The sequence below is a fragment of the Cellulophaga sp. RHA19 genome, from assembly GCF_002813425.1.
Taxonomy (GTDB): domain Bacteria; phylum Bacteroidota; class Bacteroidia; order Flavobacteriales; family Flavobacteriaceae; genus Cellulophaga.
On sequence record NZ_PHUL01000001.1, the window covers coordinates 762532 to 785740 of the forward strand.

Annotated in this window: 21 protein-coding genes; 14 read left to right on the forward strand and 7 right to left on the reverse strand. The window is 31.0% G+C overall.

The window, feature by feature from the left end; all coding sequences use genetic code 11:
• Nucleotide 1 precedes the first annotated feature (1 nt).
• From AX016_RS03380 to AX016_RS03395, 4 genes are all read left to right on the forward strand, one after another.
• Entirely contained in the window at nucleotides 2–433 is a 432-nt protein-coding gene (locus AX016_RS03380; protein ID WP_100894270.1) for a hypothetical protein, read from the forward strand.
• Between the two features lie 141 nt (nucleotides 434–574).
• A complete protein-coding gene (locus AX016_RS03385) occupies nucleotides 575–1669 on the forward strand; it encodes a DUF695 domain-containing protein (protein ID WP_100894271.1) in 1095 nt (364 codons plus the stop codon).
• A gap of 77 nt (nucleotides 1670–1746) precedes the next feature.
• A complete protein-coding gene (locus tag AX016_RS03390; protein ID WP_100894272.1) occupies nucleotides 1747–2352 on the forward strand; it encodes a MarC family protein in 606 nt (201 codons plus the stop codon).
• Between the two features lie 45 nt (nucleotides 2353–2397).
• A complete protein-coding gene (locus AX016_RS03395) occupies nucleotides 2398–3051 on the forward strand; it encodes a sterol desaturase family protein (protein ID WP_100894273.1) in 654 nt (217 codons plus the stop codon).
• Here the strand turns inward: AX016_RS03395 and AX016_RS03400 are convergent.
• On the reverse strand, nucleotides 3048–3425 hold the full coding sequence (locus tag AX016_RS03400; protein ID WP_100894274.1) for a Fur family transcriptional regulator: 378 nt from the start codon (nucleotides 3423–3425) through the stop codon (nucleotides 3048–3050). The two genes, AX016_RS03395 and AX016_RS03400, sit on opposite strands and share 4 nt — an antisense overlap.
• Before the next feature lie 106 nt (nucleotides 3426–3531).
• Between AX016_RS03400 and AX016_RS03405 the strand changes: the two genes are divergently transcribed.
• The 3 genes from AX016_RS03405 to AX016_RS03415 all read left to right on the forward strand — a co-directional run bounded on the left by AX016_RS03405 (nucleotide 3532) and on the right by AX016_RS03415 (nucleotide 6047).
• Nucleotides 3532–4533 carry an NAD(P)/FAD-dependent oxidoreductase gene (locus AX016_RS03405; protein ID WP_330400295.1) on the forward strand — a complete coding sequence of 334 codons (1002 nt, stop codon included), beginning with the start codon at nucleotides 3532–3534 and terminating at the stop codon, nucleotides 4531–4533.
• Nucleotides 4534–4663: 130 nt separating this feature from the next.
• Complete coding sequence (locus AX016_RS03410; RefSeq protein ID WP_100894275.1) at nucleotides 4664–5476, forward strand: VanW family protein; 813 nt, start codon at nucleotides 4664–4666, stop codon at nucleotides 5474–5476.
• 64 nt (nucleotides 5477–5540) lie between these two features.
• Nucleotides 5541–6047, forward strand: coding sequence for a GNAT family N-acetyltransferase (locus AX016_RS03415; protein WP_100894276.1), 507 nt, complete (start codon nucleotides 5541–5543; stop codon nucleotides 6045–6047).
• An 11-nt stretch (nucleotides 6048–6058) separates the two neighbouring features.
• On the opposite strand, the gene AX016_RS03420 is transcribed toward AX016_RS03415, so the two are convergent.
• The 5 genes from AX016_RS03420 to AX016_RS03440 form a co-directional block, all read right to left on the reverse strand.
• The gene (locus AX016_RS03420; RefSeq protein ID WP_100894277.1) at nucleotides 6059–6814 is read right to left on the reverse strand and encodes a LytR/AlgR family response regulator transcription factor; all 756 of its coding nucleotides are present in this window, start codon (nucleotides 6812–6814) and stop codon (nucleotides 6059–6061) included.
• A gap of 85 nt (nucleotides 6815–6899) precedes the next feature.
• Nucleotides 6900–8216: a RagB/SusD family nutrient uptake outer membrane protein gene (locus AX016_RS03425; protein WP_100894278.1), complete on the reverse strand. Its 1317-nt coding sequence runs from the start codon at nucleotides 8214–8216 to the stop codon at nucleotides 6900–6902.
• 11 nt (nucleotides 8217–8227) lie between these two features.
• Nucleotides 8228–11569: a SusC/RagA family TonB-linked outer membrane protein gene (locus AX016_RS03430; protein WP_100894279.1), complete on the reverse strand. Its 3342-nt coding sequence runs from the start codon at nucleotides 11567–11569 to the stop codon at nucleotides 8228–8230.
• Between the two features lie 27 nt (nucleotides 11570–11596).
• Nucleotides 11597–14170 carry a zinc-dependent metalloprotease gene (locus AX016_RS03435; protein ID WP_100894280.1) on the reverse strand — a complete coding sequence of 858 codons (2574 nt, stop codon included), beginning with the start codon at nucleotides 14168–14170 and terminating at the stop codon, nucleotides 11597–11599.
• Nucleotides 14171–14261: 91 nt separating this feature from the next.
• Nucleotides 14262–15833 carry a histidine kinase gene (locus AX016_RS03440; RefSeq protein WP_100894281.1) on the reverse strand — a complete coding sequence of 524 codons (1572 nt, stop codon included), beginning with the start codon at nucleotides 15831–15833 and terminating at the stop codon, nucleotides 14262–14264.
• Between the two features lie 216 nt (nucleotides 15834–16049).
• Between AX016_RS03440 and AX016_RS03445 the strand changes: the two genes are divergently transcribed.
• The 6 genes from AX016_RS03445 (at nucleotide 16050) to AX016_RS03475 (ending at nucleotide 21593) form a co-directional block, all read left to right on the forward strand.
• Nucleotides 16050–17792 (forward strand): hypothetical protein, encoded by a 1743-nt coding sequence (locus tag AX016_RS03445; protein WP_100894282.1) that lies wholly within the window; start codon nucleotides 16050–16052, stop codon nucleotides 17790–17792.
• A 191-nt stretch (nucleotides 17793–17983) separates the two neighbouring features.
• A complete protein-coding gene (locus AX016_RS03450; RefSeq protein WP_100894283.1) occupies nucleotides 17984–18703 on the forward strand; it encodes a 3-ketoacyl-ACP reductase in 720 nt (239 codons plus the stop codon).
• An 83-nt stretch (nucleotides 18704–18786) separates the two neighbouring features.
• Entirely contained in the window at nucleotides 18787–19158 is a 372-nt protein-coding gene (locus AX016_RS03455; RefSeq protein WP_100894284.1) for a hypothetical protein, read from the forward strand.
• A 3-nt stretch (nucleotides 19159–19161) separates the two neighbouring features.
• Nucleotides 19162–19554 (forward strand): VOC family protein, encoded by a 393-nt coding sequence (locus AX016_RS03460; protein ID WP_100894285.1) that lies wholly within the window; start codon nucleotides 19162–19164, stop codon nucleotides 19552–19554.
• A gap of 150 nt (nucleotides 19555–19704) precedes the next feature.
• Nucleotides 19705–20589 carry a LysR family transcriptional regulator gene (locus tag AX016_RS03470; protein ID WP_100894286.1) on the forward strand — a complete coding sequence of 295 codons (885 nt, stop codon included), beginning with the start codon at nucleotides 19705–19707 and terminating at the stop codon, nucleotides 20587–20589.
• Between the two features lie 77 nt (nucleotides 20590–20666).
• A complete protein-coding gene (locus AX016_RS03475) occupies nucleotides 20667–21593 on the forward strand; it encodes a YeiH family protein (RefSeq protein WP_100894287.1) in 927 nt (308 codons plus the stop codon).
• Nucleotides 21594–21616: 23 nt separating this feature from the next.
• On the opposite strand, the gene AX016_RS03480 is transcribed toward AX016_RS03475, so the two are convergent.
• Nucleotides 21617–22513: a LysR family transcriptional regulator gene (locus AX016_RS03480; RefSeq protein WP_100894288.1), complete on the reverse strand. Its 897-nt coding sequence runs from the start codon at nucleotides 22511–22513 to the stop codon at nucleotides 21617–21619.
• 100 nt (nucleotides 22514–22613) lie between these two features.
• Between AX016_RS03480 and AX016_RS03485 the strand changes: the two genes are divergently transcribed.
• Entirely contained in the window at nucleotides 22614–23207 is a 594-nt protein-coding gene (locus tag AX016_RS03485; protein WP_100894289.1) for an NAD(P)H-dependent oxidoreductase, read from the forward strand.
• Nucleotides 23208–23209: the final 2 nt, after the last annotated feature.

A 23209-nucleotide genomic window follows, 5' to 3' on the forward strand; every position in this document is an offset into this window, starting at 1 on the left:
TATGAAAAAATTATTTTTCACGCTACTATTTACCACACTACTATTTTCTTGTTCTTCTGACGACGACAATTCTCCAAAAAGCTTAGAAGAAACTGTTTTAGAGGGCTCTTGGCTTTTTCAAAGATTAGGAGAAACCTGTGATAATGATTACGATTTAGAAGTAGGAGATCCTTATGCGTTTAAGTTTTTAGAAAATAACACAATAGAGTTTGAAGATCCTGGTTACCTATCTAGCTCTATGTACACTATAGATGGTAATAATTTAACATTAGAGACTATTTACACCTTACCTTCTGGAAGTAAGCGAAAATTTGTAGGTAACTATACTTTTTCTGAAGATACAGGTAACTTTACAGGCACAAATACGTTTACAGCTTATAATGATACAGAAACGCAATGGACTTGCCAAGGCACAACTAGTATCTCTAGATAATAACATTAAACATATATAAATTAGCTATTCATTTGTAAAACAAAGCATATGGATAGCTAATTTTTTATAGCAAAATTTTTAGGAAATAACCACCTGTTTAAAATTCTTATATTTACTACAAGCAATAAAATACTAAAATATATGAGCTTTTTAAAATCACTATTTAAATCAAAAGAAGGTCCTATAAACTCTTATGAAGATTTTTGGAAATGGTTTACTCAAAACCAACAGGATTTTTACAATGTTATAAAAGATAATGGAAATGTAAATAAAGATTTTTTCGAAAAACTTACACCAAAACTAGAAGAGGTTAAAGATGGTTTTTGGTTTTTAGCAGGAATGTTTGATGATAACACGGCAGAATTAATTTTAACAGCAGATGGTGTTATAAAAAACATAGTATTTGTTGAAGAGTTGGTAGCTGCAGCTCCTAAAATGAAAAACTGGAAAATAACGGCTCTTAAACAGCCGTCTGATCTAGGACAGTTTGGAATTAAAATGGAAGACTATGAGTTTAATAATGAAAAAATGAACTTTTATGCTACTGAACACCAATATATGCCCGATGAAATAGATATTACTATTACCCATAAAGATTTTAACGAGGAAGATAGACCTGTAATTACAAATGGTGTATACCTTGCTTTAGATCATTCATTAGGCGAATTAAACTCTATTACCAAAATAGACAACGTAACTATTATTGACCCTAAAGATGCAGAATCTGATTTAGTTCCTTTAGAAAAGCTTAAAGACTTTTTAATATGGAGAGAAAAAGAATTTGTAGAAAAATACAAAGGCTTAAGGCATAATACAGATAACGATAGCTACTCTAGTTTAGAGGCTACTTTAAAAAACGGATTACCATTAATTGCTGTTATAAATACAGATTTACTTGCTTGGGATAGCAAAGCGTCTCATCCTTGGATTTCCGTAATGGAAATAAAATACGATGGTGATAATAATAACGGTATGCCAGACAGTGACACCTACCAATTGTTAAATGAAATTGAAGATAAAATAACAGCAGATTTAAAGGATTCTGATGGTTTTTTAAACGTAGGTAGACAAACAGCAGAATCCACCAGAGAAGTATATTTTGCTTGTATAGACTTTAGAAAACCATCTAAAATTTTACATAAAATAAAAAAAGAATATGAAAATGTAATTGACCTAGATTTTGATATTTACAAAGACAAATACTGGCAATCTTTTAATAGGTTTATGCCTAATTAAACACTTATATTTATATAAATAGTAGATATAATTATTTTAAACAAAAAAAATTCGAAATTACAACCAAATAAAATGCTATGCCAGACCTAGTTACCTTTGCTTTAAGCGTTTTTATGGGCTTTTTTGCAATTATGAATCCTATTGCTAACACGCCTATTTTTTTGAGCCTTACGGAGGAAAAAAGTAAAGAGAATAAAAAGAAAATTGCTAAAACAGCTACTATTACTGCATTTATAATTGTAACTGCATTTATTATAGCAGGTAAATATATTTTTGAGTTATTTGGCATTACAATTCCTGCTTTTAAAATAACTGGCGGTATTCTTATTTTTTATGTTGGCTTTGAAATGCTAATGTCAAAAAAATCTAAAATACACAGCAACAACACAGAAGAAGACAACAATGTAGGTATTTCCCCTTTGGCAATACCAATACTTGCTGGCCCAGGAACTATTGTAACAGCAATGAACAATGTTACCAATGCTAGTTATACCCATATAGGAATAGTAATTCTTATATTTGGTTTAATGATTATGCTTACTTATTTAGCCTTTACTTTAAGTGATGTAATTGTAAAAAAAGTAGGCGATAATTTAATTTCGGTAATAGGTAAGTTAATGGGCTTAATACTTGCCATAATCGGTACAGGTATGGTTACAGAGGGTATTAAATTATCAATATAAATAATAGTATATTTAATAAAGATAATCCACTTCTAAAATTAGTAAATGGACCTTAAAGACTTTACAACATTTTTTTCTTTACTAATTGGCTTAAACATTGCTGGATATCTTTTAAATATTGGCATAAGCCTGTTGTGGAACAAAGTATACAAACACCAATCTACCATTACAAAAAAAGAAGTCTTATCATCTATCCTAACCCTATTTATTAATATTTTAATTGCTATTCCTGGATATGTTTTGTGGATAAAAGGCTTTATTGTATTTACTGATGATAACCCTTGGCTTAGTTTTTTAATTCTGTTTCTATTTTTAGATGTTCTAATGTATGCTTTACATTGGGCATCACATAATATTAGCTTTATAAAAACAATTCACTTGCAGCATCATGAGCATACAGAGCGTTTTAATATTGTAAGCCTGTATTATATGTCTCCTTGGGAATCTATACTATTTGGCTTATTGTTAACGGTAGTTGCTTTGTTGTTTACATTAAATATTTATGGGTTTATAGCTTTTCTAATTTTTAATTGGTTTTACGGTGTTATAACTCATTTAAACACCAAATTAAGCAAGCCTTACTTTTTAATATTTACTACCAATTACTTTCACAAAAATCATCACAAATTGTTTCGTAAAAACTATGGATTTTACACTATTTTATGGGATAAGCTGTTTAAAACAGATAAATTAACTTAGGTACAATCTTTACAAACACCGGTTACAATACAATTAACACCCTCTACAGCATAACCAGTAGGAGCCGTAAAATTTACAGCAATATGCAAACATTCAATAGTATCACATTTGGTACATTTAAAATGAAAATGCTGTTCTTGTAACAACTTTTCTTCACAGTTTAGACAAATTGCAAAGTACTGCTTACCATCTTCTGCTACTACTTTGTGTAAAACTCCGTCTTCACAAAATCTATTTAAAACTCTATAAACCGTTGCTCTATTTATATCAATAGAAATTTTTTGCTCAATAGCATCTCTACTTAATGCTTTGCCTGCATTTTCTAACACTTTTAAAACAGCATCCTTTGTCTCTGTATTTCTGCGTTTCTTCATTAAACAAAACTAACCAAAATTAATTAGTGCGACAAACTTGCAATAACTAATGCGACATAGTTGCATTAGTTTCTAATTATATTATATTTGTAAAAATTTTTCGGATATGAAAAGAAGAGAAAGTATTAAATTAAGTGCTTTGGCTTTAACAGCTATAGCAATTCCACTATCTGTATCTGCAATTACTAAACTAAATCCTATGAGACAAAAACAAATATTTGATGTAATAATAATTGGCGGTAGTTACTCTGGTTTATCTGCCGCAATGACTTTGGGTCGCTCTCTTAGAAATGTAATAATTATAGATGCAGGCAAACCTTGCAACAGAGATACACCACATTCTCAGAATTTTATAACACAAGACGGGGAAAAACCAAACATAATTTCTGAAAAAGCTAAGAAACAGGTATTAGCTTATAACAGCGTTAAGCTAGTTTCTGATACTGCTATAAATGCTAAAAAAGTAACAGATGGTTTTAGAGTAAACACGCAATCTGGTACCACCTACAATGCAAAAAAAATAATTGTTGCTACTGGCGTAAAAGACATATTACCAGAAATTAAAGGCCTTAAAGAGACTTGGGCAAAATCTGTTATTCATTGCCCTTATTGCCATGGCTATGAATTTAAAAACAAAAAAACAGCTATTTTATCTAACGGAGATAAAGCCTATCACCTAATACCATTAGTACATAATTTAAGTAAGCAGCTTACAATTATTACACAAGGCAAGCATAACTTTAGCGCAGAACAATTAAAAAACATAAAAAAGAATAACATTTCTATTATTGAAAAAGAAATAATAGAGATAGAACACCAAAACGGCGCAGTTAAAAGTGTAATTTATAACGATAATAGTAAACAAGATTTTGATGCCATTTATGTTCAAATAGACTTTAAACAACATACAAACATACCACAAGAAATAGGTTGTGTACTTACAGACCAAGGTTATATACAAGTAGATGATATGCAAAAAACAAATATACACGGAGTTTATGCTTGCGGAGATAATACTACAAGATTTAGGTCTGTTGCAAACGCGGTACGTTCTGGTAATGTTGCTGGTTCTATGTTAAATATGGAGCTTTCTCACGAAGAATTTTAGTTAATCCCCATACATTAACACCTATATGCTACTATCTAAAGCCCCAGAAATATCTGGGGCTTTATTGTTTAAAAAAAGTTTCTCTATATTTATAACTTAGTCACTTGTACAAAATTTAGTTTGTCTTTAAATGAATGAAATACAGAAACCCATAAACAGAAGCAGGTTAAGGCAACTATTAGGTAAAGAATATTTTATTTTAAAGAGAAAATATCATTGGTTGTCATCTAATAAAAAGTGGGCAACTACCAAAAGTACTACTCTATTTAACAATTCAGTTTTTAAACATCAATCTATGATTCTACGTCCGTTAAAAGATGTAGATATGTATTTGCAAGAAAACAAGAGAAAGAATTTAGAAATTGCAATTAGCCACATAAATACTGTTATTATTAAACCAAATGAAACATTTTCTATTTGGAAATTAGTGGGAAGACCAACAAAGCGCAAAGGATATTTAGAAGGTTTAATTCTAAGTCAAGGGCAAATTGCCAAAGACACAGGAGGTGGTTTATGTCAGCTTGGGAACTTATTGTTTTGGGTATTTGCACACTCCCCTCTTACAGTTACAGAAAGGTACAGACACGGTTTTGATGTTTTCCCGGATATTAACCGTAAAGTACCCTTTGGAGCCGGCGCAACATTGTCTTATAATTATATAGATTTACAGGTGAAAAATGAAACTGAAAATAATTTTCAGATACACCTATGGTTAGATGATACTCATTTGCACGGAGAATTAGTTTCTAAAGAAAAAATTAATGCTAATTATACTATTGAAGAGCGCAATCACATTATAAAACAACAATTTTGGGGTGGTTATTCTCGTCATAATCAAATTGTACAAATTGAAGATATAAACGGAGAGCAAACTGAAAAATTACTAGTTACTAACAATGCTATTATGATGTACAATCCGTTTTTAACTGAACAAAAAGAGTAGAAAATTTAAGTCACCCTCTACAAATAAACGTTATAGTTTAAAAATAAAGTTGTATTTTACTAGAATGTTACAAAGTCAAAGAATACAATTTACGCCCTTAAGTACAACCTACAAAAAACCCCTAGAAGACTTGTTTTGCAAAAACCCACTTGTAATGCAAAACACTTTAAAAGGTCGTGTTTTAACAGCTAACGAGCTTCAAAAAATAGTTGAAGATGATTTTATTACCACAACAGACGAAACTGTTGGTTTCTGGTGTTTAACCAATAAAGAAGACAATGCTTTTATTGGTGTCTCGGGTTTATTAAAATGTAATTATCTTGGTAAAGAAAGTTATGAGTTTGGTTTTATATTAGACGATAATTTTTGGGGAAAAGGTATTGCTACAGAAATAGGTGAATTTTGGATAGATTACGCAAAAAATGAGCTTAATTTAAACGAAATTTTAGCCACTGCAAGCCCAGAGAATCACGCTTCCAGGAGAGTTTTAGAAAAGCTAGATTTACAAATGGTACGCCAGTTTACCTCTAAAGAGCGTGGGGCAAGGTTATTATTTAGCAAAAAACTTTAGACACCAAATAGCTACTTATCTAACCAAATTTTAAAGTTTTTAACCTCAAACTTGCTTACTAAAATAGGTTTTGTGCTTGCGTGTGTAACTTTTAAATGTAATTCTATTTTTTGTGGACTATGCTTTACAATTTCTTTTATCGCATTTATATGTATAATATAATTTCTGTTTACCTTAAAAAAGACTTCAGGGTTTAGTTTTTCTGATATATCTCGTAACGTGTCTTTATACAAGTAATTTTCAGATGTGGTTGTAAATAAGAAGAGGTTTTTTCCTTCGCTATAAAAAAAGGCAACCTCAGCACTTTCTATAGATTTTAGTTGATGACCAGACTGCACTAAAAAGCGCTCTTGTTGTGTTTTACTATCTAAGGCCTCTAAGGATTTTGCAGTGTTGTAGAATGAAAAATTTTCTTTTATCTGCGTATACTTTTGTAATGCCTTGTACACATCTTTAGCTTCAAAAGGCTTAAGCAAATAGTCTATTGTAAAGTGTTTAAATACGCGTATGGCATAATCATCATAAGCAGTGGTAAAAACTATAGGAGCAATAATATTTGTTTGTGTAAAAGCCTCTAAACTTTTACCATCACCCAAATGAATATCCATAAAAACTAAGTCTGGCTGTGCACTATTAAAAAAAGACACCATTTCTTGCACAGAACCCAAATGTATTATTTTAGTTACAGGCACAACACTTTGCGCTTTTAGCAAACCAATTAAATAATCTGCTGCCAAATCTTCATCTTCTACTACAACTATAAGCATATTATTTTTTGCATAAAAATAAAAAAACCCGATAAAATTATCGGGTTTAGTTGAACAATAATTGCTCGCTGACTAACTCGTAATATTATAATTCCGGGTTATTTAATCTTGCATCCGCAGGGAATGGTAAAATATATCGTGGGTCATTTTCACTTAACTGAAAATCTTCTCCACTTAAACTATGTGTAATTGCTTTTTGGTTACTTCTTCTTAAATCAAACCAACGGTGACCTTCAAGTGCTAATTCTCTCCAACGCTCTGTATACAATTCTTGCATAAACTCATTAGCAGACATTGCATTTATACCTGTTGTTAAACTAGTCATATGAGCACTTTGGTAACGGTTTTGCATAAATGCTAACAAGGTTGCCTTTGCTTCATCTAAAGCACCTAATTTAGCTTGTGCTTCTGCCTTTAACAACACTAAATCTGATACTCTAAACGAGCACTTAAACTTTTGATCTCCACCTTTAGCTGCTTTGTAACTACTACCATCTACATTAAAGTACAATCCAAATCTTAAATCGTTTGTTGTGTCATAAATAGCTACTAAGTCATCAGAAATAAATGAACTATTTCTTACGCTAGAATCAAAAACATCTTCTAAAGCCATAATAGACTCTACAGATGTAAACGTGTTTGGCAATTCTGGAGTATCATTTAAATTAACAAGTTCTTTGTTTAATGATAAAGCTGCATTTACAGCTGTTAAAGCTGCATCACTATTATTCATATAGGTATGCACCCTAGTCTCTAAGGCTAAAATTGCTGTTTTTGTAAACCTATAATTTAAGCCTGCATCAAACTTTGTAACGTTTAAAAGAGATTTTGATGTTGCTATGTCTTTTAAAACTTGACTATAAACCGCCTGTACAGATACGGGTGTAAATACCTGTTCTAGATCTATTTCTAGTGCCAACGGTACTCCTGTATCAGAACTAGCCGTGGTAGCATTATAAGGTTTACCATAAAGATTAACCAAGTCAAAATGTGCATAAGCTCTAAGCGCATAAGCTTCACCTAGCAATTGGTTTTTTTCTTCTGAATCTTCAATTTTATCTTTACCATCTTCTATTACGTGATTGGCGTAGAAAATAGAATTATACATTTGTATGTATGGATAAGGAGCAGTTTGCGGATCAGGATTTGCATCTTTCCAAGTATAAACATCTTTGTAAGATGGAAAATCGAAACTATTTTCATCTAAAACCAATTCATCTGTCCTGTAAGCTACTCTAGATTTTTGCTCTGGAAAAATATCATAGCCTTTAGTTAAAACTGCTCTAAATTCCTCTAAACTTTCTGGTATAACTTTTCCTTCTGGCTGTATTTCCAAATAATCATCACAACTTACCATAAAAAAGGTAAGTATTGCTAGTGTGTATATATGTATTTGTTTCATAATTTAATTTTTTAAAAAGTTACATTTAAACCTAAAGCAATAGTTTTTGAAATAGGTTGCGCATAGATATTTCCGTAAGTCTCAGGATCAAAATAACCATCATAATTAGACCCAAATACCAATAAATTTTTTCCTTCTAGGTTTAAACGGAAGCTACTTATATTTAACTTCGTGGTTAAGGATTTAGGAAAACTATAGCCTACGCGCATACTATTAATTCTTATATAACTCATTTCTTTTACCCAAGTATCTAATAGTGGCATAGTTTCTATTGGGTTTATACCACTAAACCACTTGTAAGCCATCCAGGAGCCATCTGCTCCAGATGTTTCCCCTACAATACCAGGTAAATTACTAGTTGTGTTTGTTGGTGACCACGCATTTAAAACTCTAGCAGAGTAATTTTGACCACGATCTATTTGTGTACCGTTATATGGCTGACGTTCTACCACAGTCTGCTTTAAATTAAAGTTAGCAGCAACTGTAAAATCTAAGTTTTTGTATTTAAAAGTGTTTATGATACCACCACTATATTTAGGATCCTGATCACCAACGTAACTAAATAAATCTCTAAACTCTTCATTAGTTAAACCAGACTCTGTTATAAATCCAGGGAAAAAATCTGCCCAAGGGTCTGTTAACTTAAACAACTCTACCGCAGATACAACCTCATCTCCACGTTTAAATAATGGGTAACCACTTTCATCTATACCAGCAGTTTTTAAAGCAAATACTGCATTTACTGGTAAACCTTCTCTAGATGGTAAAAAGCTATTATCTCTAACCTGTATTTTGTCTACATTACTTTTGTTGTGAGATATATTAATGTTTGTTGTCCAAGAAAAATCTTTGGTTACAATGTTTCTGGTAGACAAACTAATCTCATACCCTTTATTAGTAACCTCTGCCCAGTTTAAATTTGTAAACTCAAATCCATTTTCTAAAGGCACAGAACGTAAGCCAATTAAATCTGTACTGTTACGTTTATATACGTCTGCGGCAATACTAATTCTTCCATTAAACAAGCCTAAGTCCATACCTACATTGGTATTAGTTGTTTTTTCCCAACGTAACTTAGCGTTTGGTGGAGACGTTACCACAATTGTTTCTTCAGAAGTTCCTGGCAAAATACTTGTTTTGTTATACTCACCTATAACAAAAGGAGATGTGTTACGGTCTATATTACCTTGCAAACCATAAGATCCTCTAAAACGAAGATTAGATATAACGTCACTTGTTTTTAAAAAGTCCTCTTCACTAGCCAACCAAGATCCAGAAACAGACCATAATGGTAAATATTTGTATTTAGGATCTACGCCAAATAAGTTAGACCCATCATAACGTACGCTACCAAAAAATGTGTATTTACGATCATAAGTATAAGAACCTGTAGCGTAAAAAGACGCGTATGCATTCTCCGCTGTAGTTTTATCATAAGTCTGATAAGAACTTTCATTAGCAGTATCTTCATTAGGGAAAATTATAGGTGTAGTAGTAAGAGTGTTTTTGTTATACCCAAAACCACGACTCATAATGTTGGTAAACTTAGATCGTCTAAACTCAGACCCCAACAAACCTTCTATTTCATGTTTACCAAAACTAGTATCATACGTCAATAAAGATTTCCAGTTGTACTGAAAAAAGTCTTCGTTCCAGTTTTGTATAATGCCCCCTTCTGGCAAAAAGTAATAATAATAATCGCTTATGCTAGAGTCATAACGCCTACTTTTTTCACGTTCTTTTCTAGAAAAATAAGTCTCCTCTGCTGCATATTTCTCCGTACTAGTTTTATCAAACTGTAAACCTAATTGTGTAGAAAAAGTAAGATCGTTTGTAATTTTATAAGCACCATCAAAAATTGCTTTTACAGCCTGATTTTTTAAATTGTATGCAGTGTTTTCTCTTTCTTCTAAAAAGTTAAAAGGCACGTATCTACCATCTGTACCCTCTATATCTTGATCGTAATTGTAAGACCCATCTGCCGCGTAAGGAGTAAAATACGGGTTTACGTTTCTGCTATAATTTGCAGGGTTTGTAAAAGCATCTGTACCTGTTAAGTATGATTCTTTTTTAGACTGAGAAAGAAAAACAGAAGCACCAGCACTTAAACGGTCGCTAATATCAAAATTATTTTTAAGAGTGATGTTGTAACGCTCTAAACCAGTACCAATAGTAGTACCTTCTTCATCATAATAGCCTAATGAAAAATAGTAGTCTGATGTATCTGTACCACCAGAAATACCTAAACTATACTGTGTGTTTACACTAGTTTGATATAGCAAATCTCCCCAGTTAGCATTGTTATTTTTTAATGCATTTATTTGAGATTGTGTAGCCGTACTTAATGAAGAAAAACCATTAGTTTGGTACGTTCCTAACTCTCCAGAATTACTTAAAATACGTGTAACCTCACCTTTATTAGTTCTAAAATCTAAATCTGTACGTGCCGCTAAACCAAGTTCAAAATCTACTTTTTGTTGCGAGTTCATAAGGTTTAACTCATCAAAATTAGGCTTTGCAGAAAAAAACGTGTTTGCAGAAAAGTTAACTCTCATTTTTCCGCTTTTACCTCTTCTTGTAGTTACTACAATAACACCATTTGCCGCTCTAGCACCATAAATAGCAGTGGCAGCAGCATCTTTTAAAATGGTAATATCTTCTATATCACTAGGGTTTAAACCAGCAATAGCATAATTACGTAATTGGTCTATATTATCTTTATCACTAAAATCTGGCACATCATTACCATCTAATGGCAAACCGTCTACAACCCACAATGGATCTTGTGGACCAGATAAAGAAGCTGTACCTCTAATTCTAATTTTTGCTGGTGCACCAGGAGCTCCGGTTTGCGTAGTAGCAACTACACCTGCAACTTGTCCCTGTAGCAATTGGTCTACGCTAGAAACACCAATCTGCTCAATGTCATCCATCTTAACCTTAGCAACAGAAGAAGTTAGTTTTCTTTTTTCTACCTTTTGGTATCCTGTTAAAATAACCTCATCTAAACTATCTACATTTTCTTTTAAAGAAATAGTATAGCTACTAGATGCTGTTAGGTTAATTGTTTTGGTTTGATAGCCTAAGTAAGAAACTGTAATCTGAGTTACTCCTATTGGTAGTTTTAATGAAAACTTACCATTAAAATCTACAACAACGCCAATAGATGTATTTTCTATGACACCAGCAACGCCAGTTTCATTGGCAATCATGTTTTTAGAGACGTAAACCGATGCTCCAGGCAAAGGCATACCATCTTCTGCTCCTATTACCTCTCCGGTAATTGTTCTCGTATCCTGTGCCCACGCTGCGGTAACAGCAACAAAGAATAACGTAAAAAGGAATTTATTCATAAAAAAATTGGTATTTAGGGTTTAAAGTTAAAATTTTAGAGTGTTTTTAATACGATAAATCAAATCATTATAATGTGCCTGCGTATTAGCATCACCCTTACGTTTCTTTTTTTGTAATAATTGTAGTACGTTTTGCAACTCTTGTCTTTTGTATGATGTTATCTCTGATGTACGCTTCATAGAGGTATAATTAATATTACGTGCCTTATTTTTTTCGTTTAAAGCAACCGAACAAAAACTACCATCTAAATGAAAATCTAACGTAGCGTTACTTTTAACTGTGGTTTTTTCCATGATCTTTTGTGTTCCAACAAGCAATACATCTACATAATTTTTTTGCACCATACGATCTACCAACTCAAGCGACTTACCCTTTTTTGTATTTCTAAAAATATGTGAACGCAAGTCTGTAAATAAGTTTTGTACAGAGTAGCGTGGTGCTTTTTCTGGGTTATATAAATTAGCTTCTACCAAACGCAACAAACGTTCGTCTTGTAAAAGATTATATAAGGCATCATACTGTAATGCTCTTGCTAAAGTATATGGTGTTTGCTCAAACGGACCAAAAGGAGAGTCTTTTATAGCATAAGTATGTTTTAAAACCGGATTAAAAAACAACCACTCTGGTAATGTAAATACGTTTTTATTTAAGTAGGCAACGGCATCTTTTTGTAATTGATAAGAAACCGGCTGGTAACTCTCTTTACCATCTCCGTGTTGTATAGTATTTAAATATACACCGCCTACATTATTTGTTACGTGCGCATTGTACATATTCCACTGTCCTATAACTCCCAAATATAGTTTGCCTGTTTTGTAATAGTCTTCACCTTCTTGGTAAGTCCACTTTTCAAGATTATTAGCTACACGTTTTAAATTTTTTAATCCGTATGTACTTGCAAGCATTGCGTTGTCACCTAAATCTTCAGACTGTGACCTAGGATCTACCGTATTTTTATAAGATTGTTGTTCGCCGTAAAAATAAAGCGGATCGTTATTATGACCATTTACTAGTTTTTGAAGTTCGCGTTTTTCATCAGTCTTATTTTTAAACCATTTGTATCCCCATTGAATTGCGTATGTATCATAAACTCCAATTTTTGGTGTAATTGACGTAATATTATCCTCTGGTTGCGCTACGTAGTTGTAACGAGCGTAGTCCATAATTGATGGTGCTGTACCACCCATTTTATCTGTAAACGTTTTAGAACGTAGTGAATCTACCGGAAAACTATGCGAAGCACCCATATTGTGTTTTAATCCAAATGTATGCCCTACCTCATGAGAAGATACAAACCTAATTGCTTCTCCCATATGTGCATCATTAAAAACATTACCTCTAGACTTGCTATCTATTGGTCCTGTTTGTATACGCATCCAACTTTGTAAAGATGTCATTACATTATGCCACCAAATAATATCTGCTTCAATAATTTCTCCACTTCTTGGATCTACAACAGATGGCCCCATAGCATTTGCTTGTGGTGATGCTGCATAAGTAATTACAGAATAACGTACATCATCTATATCAAAATCTTTATCATTAGCATCTGGTTCTTTTGCTATAATTGCATTTTTAAAACCTGCTTTTTCAAAAGCTACCTGCCAATCTTTTACACCTTGTATTATATAACTTCTCCACTGTTTAGGTGTAGCTGGGTCTATATAATATACTATTGGCTTTTTAGGCTCTACCAACTCACCGTTTGTATATTTCTCTACATCTTCAGCTTTAGGCTCTAAACGCCATCTGGTAATAAACTCTTGCTTTTGCATTGCTTGTTGCTTGTCATTAAAAGACCAATGCTTTTCTGTAAAAAAACCAACACGTTTATCTAATTCTCTTGCTTGCATTGGTGTTTTTGGCAACAATACTATATTGCTAGTTACCCCTAATGTAACGTACATAGCTGGCCCACCTTCATTAACCGTTGTGGTTAACTGAGACTTAACTACAACATTTTCTGGAAACGACTTTATTTTTTGAATGTATGATAAATCGCTTTTAACGCTACCGCCTAAACCAACATTATTAAGTACATCATTAAAGCTTTTTTCTTTACCATTAAAAACCTTATTTACCTTAATTAAAGGCGCATTTGTTTTAGGATTGTAGCTTTCAATATCAAACTTTTCTATAATAGATTCTGCAAAATTATCTTTTACAGACAATGTAATAGCGTCATCTTTTGGAGAAGAAACCATTGGGTTACTAGTTTTAACCCAAATTGTTTTGGACAGACTGTCTTTATGAAAAGTAATTAGTTTGTTTTCATAATTCATTCCTTTGTTTAAACCGTGCTCATTTATTGCTAAAGGAACCTGAGATATTTTATTTACAATTAAAAATTGTCTTGTAAAAAGGCTATCAGGAATTTCAAAATAATAATCGCTATCAGTTTTTATAACAGAGAATAAGCCTTTAGTTAAAGTCGCTTTTTCTATAAGCTTAGCATAATCTTTATACCCTTTATTTAAGCTATCTTTAGATTGTTCTTTGTCTTTTTTATTGTTTTTTTGAGCAGAAACACTAATTGTACTTCCTAAAAAAAGAATAAACAGCATTATTTTTACTATAAATGCAAACTGATTTTTACGCATAATTATGTGATAATTTTGCCTAAAAATCTAGGTTTTACTAAATACTCACAAAAAAAGAGGAGTGAGTGGATATTATTAAGGAGTGAATGGATTATTTAAAAATAATGTAAGGCAAATGACAAATGTATTGCGAATTTTTCTGATAATTTGTGAAATTATTTACATTATAATAAGCATAAATGTTTTTTAGATAGTCTATACCAAAGTGGTTACTTTCTTGAGGAGTTGCTATTGGTTGGTAGTTATTTACAACCTCAATTTCATCTATCCCTAAGTTAATAGTTATTGTAAGTGGTTTAACTTTAGTTGCTGTGTTATGTTTAATTGCATTTTCTACAAGTGTTTGCAATGCTAAAAACGGAATGTAATGATCCTTTGCTAAACTAGCATCACCCAAAATAGTAACAAGCAAGCTCTTACCAAAACGCGTTTGTTGCAAATAAATATACTCGTCTAAAAGTTCTAACTCATTTTTAACCAAAGTAATATTATTTGCTGGTGGCGAAATAAAGTAACGATATAGCTTTGATAGTTTTAACGCAAAAATCTTAGACTTCTCTTTATTTACATCTATTAACATATATAAAGAGTTAAGCGCATTAAATAAAAAGTGCGGGTTTATTTGTTCTTTTAATTGCTGTAATTGTAAAAAAGAACTCTCTTTTTCTGCTATCTCTTTTTGCACAACTAGCCTATTTTTTTCTTTTAACAATCGCTCTTTTTCTATGTATTGTTTTTTTATAAGCTGATTAAAAAAGTAAAAAACAAAGAGAAGTAGCATTGTAGAAATGCCATAAATTAAAAAAGTATACTGTCTAATTTTTGTAACGTTTTCTTCACTAATATTTTTAGGAGAACTAACAGCAATATACCAAGAGGTTTCTTTTAACTTTAAAGGTTGCAAGTATCGTATAACATCTAACTGCAGGTATTCAGATTTTACAACGCTTGGCACTTGTTTATCTGTTGTTAAGCCCAATGTATCTTTAGGGCCAATAGAGTTAAATAAAAACACGCTTTTACCAAGTAAATTTTCATCTGGGTGTAATAAAATTAAACCTTCTTTATTAAAAACATAAGCGTAGTTTATTGACTTAGAATCTACATTGGCAAAATACTTTTGTAGGTTAACCAAAGGAATATCATACCCTAAAAACAATGAGTCTTTTGCAGCATTTAGCACTGTAAGTTTATTACGCCAAACATATCCTTTATTAACTGGTACAATAACACTTTGCTTTTTTATAACTGATAAAGGCTTGTTTGCTTTTGCTACAGAAAAAACAGTGTCTTGCAGTATTGCTATAGATGTTTCTGAAGCAGATTTTTGAGTAAATGAAACTTGCTGCCAGGAAATAAGAGAGTCTAATTCTTCGGGCTGAAAAGAAACCCAAGTATTAAAATTGTTTTGAAGCTCTGTTACAGATTTAGAATTTTCTACAATTGTTTCTATTCGTCCTAAAAAGTTCTCAAAACGAGTTAATTCTGAGTATACATCATCATACTTTTCTCTAAAATTACGCTTAGCAATATCTTCACTAACAATTGTAATTTCATTGGTAATTAAATAACTCAATGCCAAAGTACTAATTACGGTTATAATAACCATAACAAGGACCAAAGTAGTGTACTTAATTTTAGAAAAAAAGGCAATAAAGTTCATAAATAAAAGTAGGTGGCAATGCTTAGAGTTGCAAATAAACAAAATTGAATTTTAGAAGAGAAGCGTAAACAATCTACTCTTTAAAAAAAACAGTTAACATTCTGTTAAAAATAGAGGTAAAATTCTTACATTGCTTTACTTGTAAGTATTATTTAAATTAAATAATTGCAACCTAGACAATTAAAAATAACCAACATTTAAAAGATCTATTAAATTATGAGATTCTTCATTTTATTCTCTCTTTTTTCAACATTAGCATTTGCCCAATCAACAAGAGACAAGACTATTACAATAGCAAAGCAAAAGCCAGCATTGGTTAAACAATTAAATGATCCAAAAGGATTTTACGCTACAGTCTTTTCGCAAGACAAAGAGTTAAATACTAAAGAGTACATTTCCAGTCAAAATTTTGGTGCTTACGACTTAAGATTAAGTGATTCTATAATTACATTAAACAACTCATATCCTGATTATATATCAGAATTAGAACTACACTACAATTATCCTATTATAAAAATTAAAGATATAAAGGACGACAAAGGTAACATCAAACATAATGTTTATATCACGTCTAAAATATCGGCTAGCCAGTTTATAACTGAAAGAGGAAAAGGCATAATATACGAAAGACCTATTTATTTAAGAGTAACTTCAAATTTAAATGTTGCAATGGATAATGTAACACGATATGATTACTCTAATAAAGTAGATACAAAAGCTAGTACTTTGGTTATAGAAAACACTACTCCTTACAATTTATCACAAATAACAAGCTTAGACAACAAAGGAAATAGAATAATTAGTCAAGAGTATGTAGATAAAGTGAACAAAGTTCAAATACATAAGCTAAAAAGAAATGCTGTCAATTTTTTAAGCAAAGCTTTTAAGGTAATAGACATTGAAGAAAATTACTATTTTTATTATCTTAAAAAATGGAAAGAAAATGACAAAAAAGTAGAAAATTACAATACTATTTTAAAAGATTTTGAATCAGCAATAGTTGTAAAGAATTACAGTAAAGCAAAAGCATCTATTGCAAAGTGGGAAGAATTTAATTCTACTTTAGATAAAAAAGAAAGAAAACAGAGAAACTTATATTTATATACTTTGTCTAACATAGCTAAAGGATATTATATGGCTAATAATTTTGATAAATCTCTGACAGCTATTAAAGAGCTTCAAGCTGGTAGAAAAGACAAGAATTTTTTAATTGGAATTGAAAGAGAAATTAAAAATAAGAAGTCAACAAAGAATGATAAAGTACTACATAAACCTTTGTATCCACAATTAAAGATTACAAAATACTATGAAACTAAAAGCATTAACAGAGTTGACAAAATAAACAGTTTTATTAATAAATATGTAGACGGATTCATTGATATAAACACAGTTTATGAACTAACAAAAACACCATACAATAATAACACTCCAATTTACCAATCAAAGAAAACATATTATGCTATAAAAAACATATATGTTCCTAAATTTTACAGTAAAGAAAATAAAGGGTCTAAGGATAAGTTTAAGGAATATAATACTTTTATGAAGGGGCTAAATATTCAAACCCCTGAAAGAGATTTTTTTAGTAAATATTCTTTTAAAGATATTAACACGAGTATTATAAAACCTGACATCAATTTACTTAAAGAAACATATCATTTAACAGATTTAGAGAGTAATCTATTTTCAAGTTTAATGAAAAGATATGTAATGCTAATTTTAGCAAGAGAAACGAATCCTGACACAGACTTGAGCAAGTTTGAAATAGAAAACGATGAACTTAGGAAACTAATTGAAGATCATATACATATTGAAAAAAAGGACAAGGAATTGACTACAGAAGTGCTACTATCATTAAAACTTATAAAAACAATAGAGAATGCAAAAACAATAAGTAGTACTGAGTTTGAAAATGCCCTTCAAAATATAAAAAGCTATTGTAAATACCTTTCTATATAAAGGTTAAATATAACAAAACATCAAATGCCTTATTCATTTTGTAAAATGAATAAGGCATTTTTATTTAATAAAAACCTTAACAAAAAACCAACATTATTCCTTACTTAAAAACTTAATTGTTCTATATTTTTGTAATACAATTAAAGTGAAATAATACACTTTACACATTTCAACCTAACACATAATAAACAATGGAAAATATAAAAGGACAAAAGGCCCTTATTACTGGTGGCAGTAGAGGCCTTGGTAAAGCAACTGCTTTGGCTTTAGCAAAAGAAGGTGTTGCAATTGCAATAACAGGAAGAAATAAAGAAACGCTAGAAGCAACAGTTGCAGAAATTAAGGCTTTAGGTGTAGATGCAACATATGCTGTTTTTGATGTTGGTAACCAAGCTGAAGTAAAAAAAGGAATTACATCTATTTTTAATGAGTTTAAAAGCATAGATATTCTAATAAACAACGCTGGCATTGCTGCTTTTGGATCTTTTAATGATATGGAAGCAGACCAATGGGCTCAAATTATGCAAACCAACGTAATGGGAGTTTACTATGTAACCAAAGAGGTTTTACCACATTTAATAGAAAAAAACTCTGGTGACATTATTAACATTTCTTCTACAGCAGGTTTAAACGGTAATGCAAATACATCTGCATACTCAGCTTCTAAATTTGCCGTAATTGGTATGTCTGAGTCTTTAATGAAAGAAGTTCGTAAAAACAATATTAGAGTAAACACACTTACACCTAGTACAATTGCTTCTGATATGTCTATAGAGCTAGGCATTGCAGACAGTGATTCTAAAGATAGTGTTTTGCAACCAGAAGACTTTGCAGAGCTTATTGTTGCTGGCTTAAAACTACCTAGAAGAGCTATGCTTAAAAACGCATCATTATGGTCTACTAATCCATAAATGACTTAAGGTATGGCGCTCCTAATATGTAGCGCTATACTTTTTTTTCAGGTTTATACCATTAATAATCTAATGACCACCAAATGCCTTTAGAGAAAAAACCAAATAAACTTGAGTCTAAAAAGAGTTTTTATAAAACTATTGAAAACCATTACAAACCAATAGTTAATGATAAAATACCAAAAAGTATATTGTCTGATTTATGCCTGTACTTAGCACGCTCACTACACAAATCATACAAGATATTAAGAAAAAAACACCCAAAGTCTAAAGACCGATATTCTACATTTAAAACAAAAGATCTACAATACCCATTTACACAATACATTATTACAGATTTTTTAAAAGAAAAAGATGCTGTAAATTACCGTTCGTATTCAAAAATTATTTTTCAAATGACAGAAAATGAATTTAAAGATTACGAAAAACAAAAACACGCATACGAAACCAAATAAACTATGAAACACGCTGTAAAGAATGCTACTTTATTAGTTCTTAATTATGATGATGCAATAACATTTTACACTAAAAAGTTAAATTTTATTTTGGTTGAAGATGTACAACTTGGTGATGGAAAAAGGTGGGTTACAATACAAGCTAAAAACCAGGCTAATTTTGGTTTGGTACTTTCTCTTGCTAGTTCTGAGCTACAAAAAGCAACTGTTGGCAAGCAAGCTGGTGATGGTGTTGCATTTTTTATGCAGACTGATGACGCCCTAAGAGACTACAACTCTTTTTGTAAAAACGGAGTTGAATTTTTACAAGAACCCATAAAACAACCTTATGGTACAGTTGCCATTTTTAAAGATTTGTATGGCAATAAGTGGGATTTAATTCAGCCTACTGAATAATGTAATTAGGCTTTCTTTTCTTTGTAAAATAGGTAAATCCAAATAATTCTAGAATACCTATAATTAAACGTATTTAAAAGTAGTGCAAAAAATATTACTCCAAAAAAAGTTATCAGTAATTTTGTAACTCTAAGCTGCTAAATTTCATCTATGAAAAATAAACTTCACATATTTAAAAGCGTTGCACAACACGCAAGTTTTACTAAAGCAGCAGAACAGTTATTTATATCACAACCAGCAGTTTCTAAAGCAATAAGAAATTTAGAGGACGATTATAAATGTGCCTTTTTTATTAGAAAAAGAAATTCTATAGAGCTTACCGCAGATGGCAAAGCTTTTTTGGTTTACGTAAACCAAATTTTAGATATCTACGCAAAAATAGATCAGCAATTTTTATATAAAGAAAAAACATACCCAGATAAAATTAGTTTTGGAGCAAGTACTACAATTGCAAACTATATTTTACCAAAGGTAATAGCTAAATTTAAAATCCAGTTTCCTAATACAAGTATTAAAATTGATAGTGAAAACTCTGATGAAATTGAAGAGTTAATTTTAAATCAGCAAATAGATTTTGGAATTACAGAAGGCAAAAACACCAATCCAAAACTACATTTTAACAAGTTTATTAAAGATGAAATTGTACTGGTAACCAACAATAAAAATAGCAATCATAAGAAAGGTGTAATTAACTTAAATGAGTTGAAAAACTTACCCATAATAGAACGAGAAATAGGTTCTGGCACAAAAAAAATTATTCAGCAATTTCTACAAAAAAATAACATAAAAAAACTAAATACGGTTGTTACCTTAAATAGTACCGAAGCCATAAAAAACTACCTATACTACTCTAACAGCTACGCCTTACTTTCTATAAATGCAGTTACAGAAGATTTACTACACAATAAATTAAAAGTAATAGATATTAAAGATTTTACCATAGAACGCTGGTTTTACTTTGTTTCTAGAACTGGGTACCAAAATGCTACTATGAGTAACTTTGAAAAATACATTCGCTCTAACTATAACCTTTAGTTATACAACATAGCTTTAATGTTTGCTAAACAGTTATAGGTTAGCTGTAGTTTTGTATCAGATTAATATAGTTTGATATGAAAATCTTAATTACAAAAATTATATACTTCAGCATTGTTTTAGCGGCAATAAGCGGATTAATAAATAGTGCAACTGCTCTAAGTGTAGGTTTTATTTTTACTCTCATTTTTAAAAACCCTTTTAAAACGCATAGCCACAAAGCTATTCACTATTTCTTAAAAATATCTGTTATTGGTTTGGGTTTTGGAATGTTTTTAAAAGAAACCATACAAACGGGCAAGGATGGTTTAAGCCTTACTTTTTTTTCTATTGTGCTAACCGTAAGTTTGGGGTTAATTTTAGCCAAATTTTTAAAGATGGATCTAAAGCTAGGTCATTTAATAACTTCAGGAACTTCTATTTGTGGTGGTAGCGCCATTGCTGCAATTGCTCCTGTTATAAAGGCTAATGGTAAAATAATAAGTATTTCCCTAGGCGTAGTGTTTTTACTTAACTCTGTTGCCCTATTTTTATTTCCTGCTCTAGGTCACTGGCTTGGTCTTAGTCAGTCACAATTTGGACTCTGGTGCGCTATTGCCATACACGATACAAGCTCTGTTGTTGGTGCAGCTTTAGATTACGGAGACCAAGCTCTTAAAATTGCAACAACCGTAAAATTATCTAGAACATTGTGGATTATTCCTTTGTCTGTCTTATCTATGTTTATCTTTAAAACTAAAGGAGAAAAAATAAAAATTCCTTATTTTATTATACTTTTTATCTGTGCTATACTTATAAATAGTTACCATATTCTACCCACTTTTGCTACAACAAACATTGTTTTATACTCTAAACGTTTATTAGTACTTACATTGTTTATTGTGGGTACAACCATATCTATAAAAGATTTAAAAACAACAGGGTCAAAACCTATTATTTTAGCCTTTGCATTATGGGTTTTTATATCTGTTTTTTCATTAGTTTATATTTTGCATATGAGTTAAATAACAATTGGTATATAAACATATTATCCAATAACTTTTCTAAAAAGCCCCTTAATTAAATCAATTTCTGCGTTATATGATGTTTTAGTTCTGCTAGCAAAGTATAATGTATTAGTAAGCTCTTTATGACCCTTCCAAAGTAATTTAACTTTACCCTCTTCAATTTCTTTTTTGCATAAAAAATCTGGAATTACAGCTAAACCTTTTGCACTACTTAAACACCTAAGTATAGAGTTTAAGTTAGGAACAATATAGTTAGGCCTAAAATCTGGCCGATGACCAAAATTATATTGCCAAAATCGAAACAAATGCTCCATATCACCAGTAGTACCATACCATTTTTCCTGCTTTAAGCAATGTTCTGCTTTAGCATATTGCTCGGTTTTAATTAATTCCTGAAAAAGCGTATCATCTACCTCACTACCACCAACCAAAATTATAGTTTCATTAGAAAATGGCTCGTAAGTAATGTTTGAAGCGTTACCCTTATGCGGAGAAATTATTAAATCTAAAATGCCTTTGTCTAAATTTTGTAGCATTTCTTGGTACTCACCAAACCTGATAATAACATTAAAAGGTAACGTAGAAATGTATTGCTCTAAAGTAATCTGAAAAGTCTCAAAACACATTCCTATACTAATTGTTGGCGTATGTTTCTCTGTGCTTTGCTTATAATTCTTTTCAGCTTCCTCTAAAATATGTAATCCTTCAGAAATTACATTGTATAATATCTTACCACGCTCTGTTGGTATCATTTTTCTTCCTGTTCTATCAAACAATTTATAACCAACATAACTTTCTAAAGAACTTAAATGTAAACTTACTCCTGGCTGAGAAATATACAATGTATTAGCTGCTTTAGTAAGTGTTCCTGTTTTATAGATTTCTTTAAAAGTTCTGTACCATTCCAAATTTACCACGAGACAAGTATTAGTATTATAATACAAATGTATAATTTATACTATTTTAATTATAGTTAAGCAAGATATAACTTTGCCATTTAATTAAAAAAAATATAAAATGAAGCATATCTTTATCATAAATGCAGGACAAAATTTTGGTCATTCTAGCGGACAATTTAATAAAACAATAACTAATGCAACTGAAGCTTTTTTTAGCAAGATGCCCAGTACAATGGTAAAAACAACTCATATTGCCAATGGTTATAACGCTAAAGAAGAAGTAAAAAAATATGTTTGGGCAGATATTATTATTTACCACACACCTATATGGTGGTTTCAAGTACCACATAATTTTAAAAAATACATAGATGTTGTTTTTACAGAAGGACACAACAATGGTATTTACAGTAGTGACGGAAGACGATCTACAAATCCGAATATAAATTACGGAACGGGTGGACTTATGCACAACAAAAAGTATATGGTTACAAGTAGTTGGAATGCGCCTAGAACAGCCTTTACTATGCCTGGTGAATTCTTTAATGAAACTAGTGTTGATGACGGACCATTATTTGGCTTTCATAAAATGAATGCTTTTACTGGAATGACTCCTATTAAAAGTTTTCACTTTCATGATGTAGAAAAAAATGCAGATATAAATAGAGATATGGTAATTTATTCGCAACATTTGCAACAGCAATTTAAAGACTAGAT